We start from the raw sequence: 12,041 nt of genomic DNA, 5'->3' as shown, positions 1-12,041 counted from the left end.
TTTCCAGCATCAATCGGAAATATGCCAAAAACTGTTCCGGTTTCTCCTGACCCTCGCTGTTTCGTTGCTCCCTGGCCGCTCCGGTCAGGTTTTATCCAAGGATTTCCATGCAATTTACCGATCTCGGCCTCAAGGCCGAACTTCTGCGCGCCGTTGCCGACCAAGGTTACGATACGCCGACCCCCATCCAGCAGCAGGCCATTCCGGCCGTGATGACCGGTCGCGACCTGATGGCCACGGCTCAGACCGGCACCGGCAAGACCGCCGGCTTCACGCTGCCCATCCTGCACCGCCTGTGCAGCGGCCCGAATGACCGCCTGACCCGGGTCGCCAAGACGCCACGCGTGCTAGTCCTGACGCCGACGCGCGAACTGGCCATCCAGGTCGAGGAAAGCGTGCGCACCTACGGCAAGCACCTGCCGGTCAACTCGCTGGCCGTTTTCGGCGGTGTCGGCATCAACCCGCAGATCGCCAACCTGCGTCGTGGTGTTGATGTCCTGGTCGCCACCCCAGGCCGCCTGCTCGACCACGTCCAGCAACGCACCGTCGACCTCTCGGCCATCGAGATTTTCGTCCTCGACGAAGCCGACCGCATGCTCGACATGGGCTTCATTCGCGACATCCGCAAGATCATCGCCTTATTGCCGAAGCAGCGCCAGAACCTGATGTTCTCGGCCACCTTCTCGCCGGAGATTCGCGAACTGGCGGCCGGTCTGCTGCACAATCCCGCTTCGGTTGATGTGGCAGCACGCAACACGGCGGCCGAAACGGTGGCCCAGAAAGTCATCGAAACCGACCGCGAAAAGAAGAAGGAATTGCTCTGCCACCTGTTCGCCACGCGCGGCTGGCATCAGGTGCTGGTCTTCGCCCGTACCAAGCACGGCGCCGACGCGCTGGCCCGGACACTGGACAAGGCCGGCATCAAGTCGGCGGCGATCCACGGCGACAAGTCGCAGGGGGCCCGGACCCGCGCCCTGAGCGATTTCAAGGATGGCAAACTGGTCGCGCTGGTCGCCACCGATATCGCGGCGCGCGGCATCGACATCGATGCCCTGCCTTACGTGATCAATTACGAGCTGCCCAATGTGCCGGAAGACTACGTCCATCGCATCGGTCGTACCGGCCGGGCCGGCATGGAAGGGGAAGCCATTTCGCTGGTCTGCCACGACGAGCGCGGCAACCTGCGCGACATCGAGAAGCTGATCAAGCGCAATCTCGAACGGGTGATCATTCCCGGCTTCGAGCAGTCGGCGACCGCTGCCCCGCGTCCGCCCCAGCCGCCACGTGGCGCTCGCAAGCCGCAGGCCCAGCCGAGGTCGCAAGCGCCCAAAGCCGGCAAAAACTCCGGTCGGCCGCAGCAGCACCACAACGGCAATCGGCATCGCTGATTTGCATCGATTTACCGACAACTCGCCGGAAGGCGACTTGTCGGCCCCCCGAAAAACGTCTACTGTGGAAACTTAAGCCGTTACTTCATATTGTTAACGGCGTTTCTTAAGGTGTTTTGGAGGTCGGGATGCCCCCCCCGCAAAAAGTCCGCCTCGGCGACCTGCTGATTCAGCAGGGGCTGCTGACCGACGAACAACTGAAAATTGCGCTCGATGAGCAAAAACGGACCGGGCGCAAGCTGGGGCGCGTCTTTGTCGAGAGCGGCTATGTCACCGAGGAAGGCATCTCGCAGGCGCTGGCCCGGCAGTTGCGGATTCCCTTCGTCAATCTCAACAGTTTTACCCCCAAGCCGGACCTGATCAAGCTGCTGCCCGAGGCGCCGGCCCGGCGTTTCCGGGCGCTGGTGCTGGACCAATTGCCGGATGGTCGCCTGCAGGTGGGTCTGGCTGACCCGACCGATTTGCAGGCCTATGACGAGATCACTCGTCTTGTTCGGCGGGAAATCGATCTTGCGGTCGTCACCGAAAGCCAGTTGCTGGCCATGGTCGACCGCGTTTATCACCGTGGCGAACAGATTACGGGCCTGGCCAAGGAGCTGACGGCCGAACTGGGCGATGTACCCATCGAGTTTGGCGACCTGCTGGGCTTGAACCCGGGCGCCGAAGATGCGCCGGTCGTCAAGCTGCTGCAGACGGTGTTCGAGGAAGCCATGCGCCTGCGCGCTTCCGACATCCATTTCGAGCCGCAGGAAAAATCACTGCGCATCCGCTTCCGAATCGACGGCGTGCTGCACATTCAGACCGAAGCCGATGCCAAGATTTCATCGGCTGTTGCCCTGCGCCTGAAGCTGATGTCCGGTCTGGATATTTCAGAAAAGCGCCTGCCGCAGGATGGTCGTTTCAATATCAAGGTCCGCGCCAATCCGGTGGATGTGCGGATTTCCACCTTGCCGACACAGTTTGGCGAATCGGTGGTCATGCGACTGCTCAACCAGAACACCGGCCTGCTGGAGCTTGAAAGAATCGGCATGCCGGAGCGTGTTCTGGAGCGCTTCCGCCACGCGCTGAAGCGGCCGAGCGGCATGGTGCTGGTTACCGGCCCGACCGGTTCCGGCAAGACGACGACGCTCTATGCGGCGCTGAATGAACTGAACAGCCCGGAAAAGAAGGTCATTACCGTCGAAGACCCGGTCGAATACCGGCTTGGTGGCCTGAATCAGGTGCAGGTGCACGAAAAGATCGATCTCTCCTTCTCGCGTGTGCTGCGGACCGTACTGCGCCAGGACCCGGACATCGTGCTGATCGGCGAAATGCGCGACCAGGAAACAGCGGAAATTGGTATGCGCGCCGCGATGACCGGCCACCTGGTGTTGTCCACCCTGCACACCAATGACGCCGTATCGACGCCAATCCGCCTACTCGACATGGGGGTGCCGCGCTACATGGTTGCGCTGTCGGTGCATATGGTCGTTGCCCAGCGTCTGGTCCGCGTCATCTGCGGCAATTGTCGCGAGGCCTATACGCCAACGCCAAACGAACACGAATGGCTGCGCTATGAATTGGGCGATCAGGTCGATAGCCACGGCTTCCATCATGGTCGCGGCTGCGCCCACTGCGCCAATACCGGCTATCAGGGGCGGACCGGGGTTTACGAGTTTCTGGAAATGAGCGATGCGGTGGTTGAAGCAATCAACCATGAAGACCCGGGTGAGTTCATGCGCGTCGCCAGGCAGCAGATGGCCGGCGAGACCCTGCGCCGGGATGCCGTTCGTCTGGTGCTGGCCGGCAAGACCAGCGTCGCTGAAGCCATGCGCATCAGCAATCAGTTCGAGGAATAAGGCGGCGTGGCCAACTTCGCCTACAAGGGACGGGATGCCGGCGGCAAGCTGATCGAAGGCGTGCTCGAAGGCGCGTCGGCGGGCGGCGTGGCCGATCTCCTGCTTGGGCGAGGCGTGACACCGGTTTCCATCCAGGAAACCTCGGCGAAGGCAGGGGCGGTCAGTCTCGGTGGTGATTTCAACCTGTTCAAGCCCAGCGTCCAGCACGTCGATATCCTGCTTTTTTCACGGCAGCTGCATACCCTGCTCAAATCCGGCGTGCCGATCATGCGCGCGCTGAGCGGTCTGCAGGAATCGGCGACCAATCCGGCGATGAAGGAAGTCATCCGCGACGTGCGCGAGAGCCTTGAGGCTGGCCGCGAGTTGTCGGTGTCGCTGGCCCGCCATCCCAAGGTCTTCAACGCTTTCTATATATCCATGGTGCGGGTCGGCGAGGCCACTGGCCTGCTCGACGAAATTTTCCTGCGCCTGTTCGATCACCTCGAATTTGAGCGCTACATGCGCGAGCAGGTCAAATCGGCGCTGCGCTATCCGATGTTCGTGGTGATCGCGATGGCCGTGGCCATTGTCGTGGTCAATATTTTCGTGATCCCGGCTTTTGCCAAGGTGTTCCAGGGCTTTGGCGCCGAACTGCCACTGATGACGAAGATTCTGCTCGGCTTCTCCAATTTCATGGTGACCTGGTGGCCGGCCATGCTGATCGGGCTTGTTGTGGCTGTTGTCGTCTTCCGTTCCTGGGTGGGCACGGTCGCCGGGCGAATGCAATGGGAAGCCCTGGTCCTGCGTTTTCCGATTGCCGGCAAGATTGTCCGCAAGGCTGCCATGGCGCGGTTTGCCCGCAGTTTCGCGCTGGGCATGCGCAGTGGCGTGCCGGTCATGCAGGCGCTGACCAATTCATCGCAGACTGTCGACAACAGCTATATCGCCGCCAAGATCGAAGGCATGCGCGATACGGTCGAGCGTGGCGAAAGCGTCTTGCGCGCCGCCATCGCCTCCGGCTTCTTCTCTCCGGTGGTCCTGCAGATGGTGGCGGTTGGTGAAGAATCGGGGGCGCTGGACGATATGCTGGAAGAAGTCGGCCAGATGTACCAGCGTGAAGTCGAGTATGAATTGAAGACCCTAGGCCAGCAGATCGAGCCTATCCTGATCGTCTCGCTTGGTGCCCTGGTGCTGGTGCTGGCACTCGGCATCTTCCTGCCGATGTGGGACCTCGGCAAGGTGGCCATCAAGCGATGAATGAGCATGCGACGCTATTACGAATTCGCGTTTGTCGTCATCCTCATCGGGGTGTTGTCCTTATTCCTGATGCGATCTCTGGAGGCAACGCGGGTCGAGATGGAAGAGGCTGTCGTTCAATCCGAGGCGGCGGCCATTCGCATCGGATTGGTCGAGGTTGTTGCCCATCGGGAAGTTTTTGGTGGCGAACTGCCAAAGAGCAGAAATCCGCTCGACTGGGTTTCGACGCGGCCGGCAAATTATGTCGGCGAACTGGATTCGGTGCCGGAAAGCAAATCAGTCTGGTATTTCGACCGGCATGCCGAGGAGCTGGTTTTTCGCTTTCGCGACGGGCATCGAGCCCGCTTTCGTTTCATTCGCGAATCGGGGAGCGAGCAGTCAAGAGCGTTGCTCGTCGGGGTCGGTCTGTCACGTCTTGAAGATCAAAGTGAATAACGCTTGAGAAAGAAGGTTCATATGTCTAAAGTACTAAAATTTGCAGCCGTTAATGAAAATATGAATAAAACTACCGTTTTCGACAGGCAAGGCCAGCGTGGCTTCACGCTGATCGAACTGATCGTCGTCATTATCATTCTCGGCATCCTGGCTGCCGTCGCCCTGCCGCGTTTCGTCAATTTGCAGCGCGATGCCCGTATCGCCAAGTTGCAAGCCGCACGCGGCAGTGTGCTGGCAGCCTCGGCGCTGTCGCATGCGACGATCCTGGCCCGGGCTGGAGTTACGGATACAGGGCCTCTGGCTCCCTGCCCAGGCGGTGGCGGTACCGCCAACAACACCGTTTCCGGGGCTGGTACGGTGTGTACCGAAAGCGGGATCATTAATATGACCAACGCCTATCCGGCAGTCACGGCGATCGGGACAACGGCCGGTATTCTGTCGATGGCTGGCCTGACAGGTGTCTTCAATCCGTCCGCCGCACAATTGCAGACTGAAGGCTATACCTATGGTGGTGCCGCAGGTGGGACCGCTACTTTCGGCGTGGTCGGTGCGACGACTCCCGGGGCCTGTATCTTCACCTACGCGCCAGCTGTAGCCAATGCTGCCCCGACGATCAGTGCTTTGACCACGACCGGGTGCTAATTTTTTAATTTAAGGAGTTGGATATGAAAACACTACAAAAAGGTTTCACCCTGATCGAACTGGTCGTCGTGATCGTCATTCTCGGCATTCTGGCTGCGACCGCATTGCCGAAATTTGTCGATCTGTCGGGCGATGCCCGCAAGTCGGTGATCAAGGGAGTGGCCGGTTCGATGGCTTCTGCCAATGCAATGATTTATGCCAAGGCCCAGGCTGCCGGTACCCTTGGTGACTCGACAACGCCGGTTTCGATGACAATTGGCGGTGTTAGCGGCGTTACCGTTGAGTATGGCTTTGCCAATAGTGCGTCATCGTTGGCGAAAGTCATGGATTTGAATCCTCCCGGCGATTTCGAAACGACTGTAGACCCCGACATCCGCCTGGTTAAGGCACCGACGCCCGCGAGTTGCAAGGTTGCCTATACCAAGGCCGCAGCAGGTGGTGCTCCGTCTTACGCTATTACCGATTCGGGTTGCTGATTTTTCGCATCGGCTTGACGATGACCCCCTTTGACGGAAGGCCTGGCCTGAAAGCCGGGCCTTTTGTCTTTAATGCCGAGCCCACAAACCGGACGAGCAGCGCTGGGTTCAGCCTGGTCGAACTGGTCGTCGTCATCGTGCTGCTCGGCATTATTGCTGCCGTGGCCATACCACGCTGGCAGGGCGGTAGCGGCTTTGAAGAGCGTGGTCTGCGCGACCAAGTTGTTGCCGCATTGCGTTACGCGCAAAAATCGGCGGTGGCGGCGCGGAGGACGGTCTGTGTCAGCTTTTCCACGAGCCCGTCTAAGGTAGATTTCTCTATATCGAGCACTTATGGGGCGGCTGATTGCAGCACAGGCACTTCGCTGACCGGGCCTGACGGGACGAATCTGAGCGTGGTGGCAAGTGGGGCGAGCACCATCACTTCGTCGGCGAGCAATTTCACCTTCGATGCCGCCGGGCGCCCAAGTGCGGCTGCCAGTATCAGCGTTTCCGGCTTGCCGGCAGCGCTGGCGATCACCGTCGAAAACGAGACGGGTTATGTGCATTGATTGGGGCCGCATTCGTCAATCCGGCATTTCGCTGGTTGAGTTGATTGTCTTCATCGTTATCGTCAGCGTCGGTGTGGTCGGCCTGGTTTCGGTGATAAATCCGCTGGTGCGTTTCAGCGCCGATCCGATGGATACCAAGCAGTCTCTGGCCATTGCCGAGTCCTTGCTCAACGAAGTCTTGCATCAGCCTTTCACATGGTGCGATCCGGAAGATGCCACGGCATTGATGGCTCAGTCGTATGCGGATTGTGCAAACCCGCAGAATGTCAGCGGAGCTACACCGTCCACAGAAACAAGTCGCTACGGCAGTGGGCCGGGAACGTTTTACGACAATGTGGCGGACTATGGCGGATTTTCGAAGGCCAATATTGATGATGCCTCCGGGGGGAACGCCATGACTGGTTATACGGCTGACGTCGCGGTTGCGCGGGTCGGAACTGCTCTCGGTCTAGCCGACGACACCGCTGCGCTGAGTGTTACCGTGACAGTGAGGCGTAACGGGCATTCTTTTTCCATGACGGGCTATCGTTTCCGCTATGCGCCGCGCTACTGAGTTTCATCCCGTTTCGGCTGACGAACGCGGCTTTACGCTGGTTGAAGTGATTGTCGTGATTGTTATTTCCGGGATAGTGCTTGGTCTTGTCGGCATGTTTGGGTGGCGCCAGGTCGATGCCTATGTCGATGTAAGCACTCGCGCCGAGCTGTCCGATGGGGCTGATACCGCTTTGCGTCGCGTTGCCCGCGACCTTCAGTCGGCGTTGCCGAATAGCGTCCGGCAGTCCGGTAATTTTCTCGAATATGTACCGATTCGCGATGCGGGGCGGTATCGGGCCGATGTCGATAATGGCGGCGGGGGAAATCCACTTGATTTTACGAATGCCGCTGATAACAGTTTTGATGTGCTCGGGCCCGCGGTAACGATTGTGGCGGGTGATCAACTGGTCATCTTCAACCTCGGCCAGACCGGTTCCGACGTATATGCCGGAAGCAGTCGGCGGGCGATAGAGACTGCACCAGGTGGCGTATCAAGCATTCAGTTCACGTTGGGAAGCGCGCCGAATCAGCAGTTTCCGCTGGCGTCGCCGAGCAGTCGCTTCCAGATTGTGGGCACGCCGGTGACTTACGAGTGTGCGGCAAACGCTACCAATCCGGAGCTCGGTACCGTCATCCGGCATTCCGGCTACGATTTCCAGAGCGGCATCGCTACGGCGCCGTGGGCCTACGGCGGTAGCTCGGCGATATTGGTCAACAACGTTTCGGCCTGCTCGTTCGGTTACACCCCCGCTGTATTGCAACGAAATGGCCTGGTGGTTCTCCGTCTGACCTTGACGCGTAACGGTGAGTCGGTCGATTTGCTGCATCAAGTGGATGTTTTGAACACGCCATGATGCCATTTGCCTCGCGGTTCCCTGTCCAGTCGCGCCAATTAGGCGCCTCGGTGATCTCGGCCATATTTTTGTTATTGCTGATGGCAGCCCTGGCGGCAGCGATGGTCTCGGTTGTTTCGACGGCGCATGTCAACCTCGCTGCCGATATCGGTGGTGCCAAGGCGTATCAGGCCGCGCGCGCCGGCGCCGAGTGGGGCATGTATCAGCTCGACCCCAACGCGCAATCCCCATCGTTGCCGACGTGCCTCGGCGGGACGCCACCGATTCCCGATCATGCCGTCACTGTGACTTGTTCCCGTTCGACTTATACCGAGGCAGGCCGCCAGATCGGCATTTACCGGATTGTTTCTGTGGCGACCGCCAGTGTCGCCAAGGCGCCAGGAATTGAACGGAGCGTTGAAGTGACGCTGGAAAAGTGCCGGGATTCGGCGATTACGGTAGCGCCTTATGACTGTTAAAAGACCACGAGATATGAGGGGCGAGCGGTGAATACAAAGATGGTCCAGTTCAGGCGTAGGCTTGCGGCGACGCTGCTTGTCGTGTTGAGCAGCTTTGCCGGAGAGGTTCTGGCGGCGCGGACTGTTACCTCGGCGACGGTCAATGGCGGCTCGGTGACGACTGTCGCTCCCGGGGCATCGATTGCTGCCGTGCTCAATGTCACGACTTCGGGCTCGGACAATAATTGGCAGTGCTCCACTTGGGGTATCGCGACCTCGTTACCGGCTACTCCGACAATCGTCGATCATTCCAATCACAATAATTCCGGTGGGTATTCAGAAGCCTTCACCATGACGGCGCCCTCGGCAGCGGGAACTTATAACGTCTATTTTGTCGCCTACAACAACGATGCGTGTACCAGTGGTACAACGAGTTATACGCTTGCGTCGTCCGTGATTGTGGACGCCAAACCCAATGTGGTTTCCATCAGCCGTTCGAGCAGCAATCCGGCGGCCCCCAGTACAGCGGTGACTTGGCTGGTAGTTTTCGACAGGTCGGTGACTGGCGTGGATTCAAGTGATTTCTCCCTGGTTCAGGGCGGCGGTGCAACCGGGGCGAGCGTCACTGGGGCAAGCGGTTCTGGTACGACATGGACTGTGACTGCCAATACGGGCACTGGCACGAGCGGGACGCTGCAACTTAATCTGCTCGATAACGACACGATCACCAGCAGCGCCGATGGCACAAGGTTGGGCGGGACGGGAGCGGGAAATGGCAATTTCTCCGGTCAGGCTTATACGATCATCTCAAATACCTGCGGGCAGCCGGCCAATACGCCAAGTGGCCTAGTGTTGACCTGTCAATGCGATAGTTTTGGCCGTAGTGCACTGAATCCATCGCCGATGTTTACCAGCAGCAACTGGATTGTTTCAACCAGTGATTCAACCGGTATCGTGCCCTATGTGAACACTGGTACGGGTTATCTGCGGCTAACCGAGAATACTAGCAACAACGCCAAGGCGGCGACGGCTCCCGGGTTTTTCCCGGCGGCAGGAAACTATATTTCAGTCGAGTTCAAGCACTACGCCTATAACGGTAGCGCTGCCGACGGTATTGCTCTGACCTTGTCTGACTACACCATACCTGCGGTGCCGGGCGCTTACGGTGGCTCCCTGGGCTATGCCCAGAAGACAGGGATAAATGGCTTTGCCGGGGGCTGGGTCGGGATCGCCGTCGATGAATACGGTAACTTTTCCCAGAACGGCGAGGGCCGGGTTGGCGGCTTTTCCTCGCGCATCCTCGACAGCGTGGCCGTGCGGGGTTCTGGCTCTGGCACAACAGGCTATCCCTATCTGGGAGGCACGACTTCAAGCCTATCGCCCGGGGTGGACAACGCTACTTCGGCAACGCCGGCCTACGGCCATTTCTACCAGATCATCGTCGATGCGCGAAACTCTGCTTCTGGGCAGACGCAAGTCGCAGTAAACCGCGATACCACGGGTACCCGGGCCAGCTATGCTTCCGTCGTTCCTGCCTTTGATATTTTTGCTGCTTCGACGGCTGGCGGTTATTCACAGGCCGCCGTACCAGCCAACTGGCAACTGTCCTTTACAGGTTCTACAGGTGGTTCGACCAATATCCATGAGCTGGATGAGGTTCGAATCTGCGCCCAATACTACGTCCCTCCTGACGGGGGGACTGCTGGCGGGTTTAGTGCGATTGATGATGCTTACTCCAACACGATTCAGAATTTCTTGACGGGGCATATCTATACCAAGCTCGTTGGCACCGCTTTCAAGCTCAAGCTTGCCGCCCTTTCCAACAGCCAGATCCTGACCACGTATGCCGCTGGCGGCACAAAGAATGTGGCAATCAAACTTGTCGATAACAGCGATGGCGCATGTGGCACCGATGCGAACCGGGCGACAGCCTGTGCCACGAGTGCCTGCAATGGCAAGACGGCGGTGGCGGGTGGTAGTCAGACACTGGCCTTTACCTCAACCGACAAGGGAATCAAGACAAGCGCTGATTTCACGATCAACGCGGCCTATTCCAATCTGGTGGCGGTGATGACCGAGGGCGCCGCAACCGCTTGCTCCGTCGATACCTTCGCTGTTCGGCCGACCAGGTTTACAAGCGTAACCTCGTCGGCAACCAATGCCACCCTGACGGGAACGCCCAAATTCAAGGCCGGAACAGATAGCTTTACCCTGACGGCAACGGCGAATGCCGGCGGCTATTCGGGAACGCCCAAGGTCAGTACTGGCGGCATGAGCGCAACGGCTGCCGGATGGACAGTCGGCAGCCTCTCGCCGGCGACTTTCCCGAATGCGACGCCGGGAGCATCGACCTCGGTGGCTAACGGTTCCTTTACCTATTCGGAAGTTGGGAATTTCCGATTTCTCGGCTTCGACCCGGCCACTGATACGACTACTGTCCGGGGGGTCTATGACGACGACTGGGTGGCAGTAGATAGCGCAGCAACGAAGAACGATTGCGTCGCCAGCAGCTATTCCAATGCCAAGGATACTTCCGGCAAGTATGGCTGCTTGTTCGGGCTTCAGGACGCAGGGGCTTCGGCGCCCAATTCGCCCCTGTTCGGGCGTTTTATTCCCGAACGGTTTGGTTTCGTCGGGGGCAGTGTCGCTCCCTTCTGCAGTTCTGGTGCCAAGCCTTTCACCTACATGGGGCAGCCGCAAATGGGTGTGGCGTATCGTCTTCAAGCGGTCAACGGCGCCGGGGTGGTGACACGGAATTATTCGCAGGCCTTGGGTTACCCAGTCGTCTCGCCAAGCATCGTGGCCGAGGATCAGGATGCAGCCAATCAGGGCTGTGATCTGGCAAGTCGCCTGAGCGGCTTGGGTACGGCGCAGTGGGCATTGGGACTCTATGTGGTCAACGATGCCAATGCAGACAATGCGCCGGACAGTTCGGCGGTCAGCTTTTCTCGCCCCGCCTCACCCACTGCATTGAGTTCGGCGACTTGCGCGGCGAACCGGGTCAGCGCCGGCGGACCTTTCTGGCTGCTCGATATTGGCGTTGCCATCAATGATCTTACGGATGGAGTGGCGCTGGATGGCACGGACATGAACGCCGCGACATCAGGTATTTGCTCGGGAGCCGCCTGTTCGGCGCGCAAGATAGGGACCACGGGCGTTGTCTATGGACGTTTGTGGCTAAACAATGCCTATGGTTCGGAAATGCTTCCGTTGTCGGTGCCGGTGCTGGCCCAGTATTGGAGTGCCGCAGGCTGGAAAACGAACAGCTACGACGGTTGTACCGCGTTAACCCAGCCGACGCGCCAAGATACGGGGAATGCTGGGTTGGTTTTTTACGCACCTCCAGACACTGTCAGAAATGCCCTCGCGCCCGGCGAGGCTATCGCGCAAATGAATAATTCAACCTCTGCGTCTGTGGTGATGACAGGCGGAGACGCAAGATTGGTGCTGCGCAGCCCGACCTCACCCGGGATCGGTCCGGGAGCCGGAAATTTTGGTTATGTGGACGTCATTGGCAGCAAACTGACGCCGTCTGCAACTTGGTTGCCGGCTAGCGGCAACGCGCGTGCATGCTTTGGTGCTTGTGGCCCGCGCTCTCCGGTAATCTATTTGCGCGAAAGCTATTAGAAACAAAAAGCCATTGAAAAATA

11 protein-coding genes are annotated in these 12,041 nt (G+C 59.1%); all 11 read left to right on the top strand.

The genetic code is table 11. The annotated features are described in order from the left end of the window. Positions 1–107: 107 nt before the first annotated feature. On the top strand, positions 108–1,388 hold the full coding sequence (locus KI617_RS14770; RefSeq protein WP_226447524.1) for a DEAD/DEAH box helicase: 1,281 nt from the start codon (positions 108–110) through the stop codon (positions 1,386–1,388). 128 nt (positions 1,389–1,516) lie between these two features. Next, positions 1,517–3,226, top strand: coding sequence for a GspE/PulE family protein (locus tag KI617_RS14765; protein ID WP_226447522.1), 1,710 nt, complete (start codon positions 1,517–1,519; stop codon positions 3,224–3,226). Positions 3,227–3,232: 6 nt separating this feature from the next. Continuing rightward, on the top strand, positions 3,233–4,462 hold the full coding sequence (locus KI617_RS14760; RefSeq protein ID WP_226447520.1) for a type II secretion system F family protein: 1,230 nt from the start codon (positions 3,233–3,235) through the stop codon (positions 4,460–4,462). A gap of 6 nt (positions 4,463–4,468) precedes the next feature. Further along, positions 4,469–4,897 carry a hypothetical protein gene (locus KI617_RS14755; RefSeq protein ID WP_226452033.1) on the top strand — a complete coding sequence of 143 codons (429 nt, stop codon included), beginning with the start codon at positions 4,469–4,471 and terminating at the stop codon, positions 4,895–4,897. A 60-nt stretch (positions 4,898–4,957) separates the two neighbouring features. Then, a complete protein-coding gene (locus KI617_RS20400) occupies positions 4,958–5,539 on the top strand; it encodes a prepilin-type N-terminal cleavage/methylation domain-containing protein (RefSeq protein WP_264180016.1) in 582 nt (193 codons plus the stop codon). A 23-nt stretch (positions 5,540–5,562) separates the two neighbouring features. Beyond that, complete coding sequence (locus KI617_RS20460; protein WP_319004117.1) at positions 5,563–6,015, top strand: type II secretion system protein; 453 nt, start codon at positions 5,563–5,565, stop codon at positions 6,013–6,015. 20 nt (positions 6,016–6,035) lie between these two features. Continuing rightward, entirely contained in the window at positions 6,036–6,566 is a 531-nt protein-coding gene (locus KI617_RS14740; RefSeq protein WP_226447516.1) for a GspH/FimT family pseudopilin, read from the top strand. Then, positions 6,556–7,119: a type II secretion system protein gene (locus KI617_RS14735; protein WP_226447514.1), complete on the top strand. Its 564-nt coding sequence runs from the start codon at positions 6,556–6,558 to the stop codon at positions 7,117–7,119. The genes KI617_RS14740 and KI617_RS14735 overlap by 11 nt, the downstream gene beginning before the upstream one ends. After that, a complete protein-coding gene (locus KI617_RS14730; protein WP_226447513.1) occupies positions 7,103–7,954 on the top strand; it encodes a prepilin-type N-terminal cleavage/methylation domain-containing protein in 852 nt (283 codons plus the stop codon). The genes KI617_RS14735 and KI617_RS14730 overlap by 17 nt, the downstream gene beginning before the upstream one ends. Beyond that, entirely contained in the window at positions 7,951–8,412 is a 462-nt protein-coding gene (locus KI617_RS14725; RefSeq protein ID WP_226447511.1) for a hypothetical protein, read from the top strand. The genes KI617_RS14730 and KI617_RS14725 overlap by 4 nt, the downstream gene beginning before the upstream one ends. A 27-nt stretch (positions 8,413–8,439) precedes the next feature. Next, positions 8,440–12,018: a DUF6701 domain-containing protein gene (locus KI617_RS14720; RefSeq protein ID WP_226447509.1), complete on the top strand. Its 3,579-nt coding sequence runs from the start codon at positions 8,440–8,442 to the stop codon at positions 12,016–12,018. Positions 12,019–12,041: the final 23 nt, after the last annotated feature.

Origin of the sequence: Ferribacterium limneticum, from assembly GCF_020510625.1 — a bacterium.
Taxonomy (GTDB): domain Bacteria; phylum Pseudomonadota; class Gammaproteobacteria; order Burkholderiales; family Rhodocyclaceae; genus Azonexus; species Azonexus limneticus_A.
The sequence above is the reverse complement of the archived record's forward strand: the minus strand, read 5'-3'. Positions and strand labels throughout refer to the sequence as shown.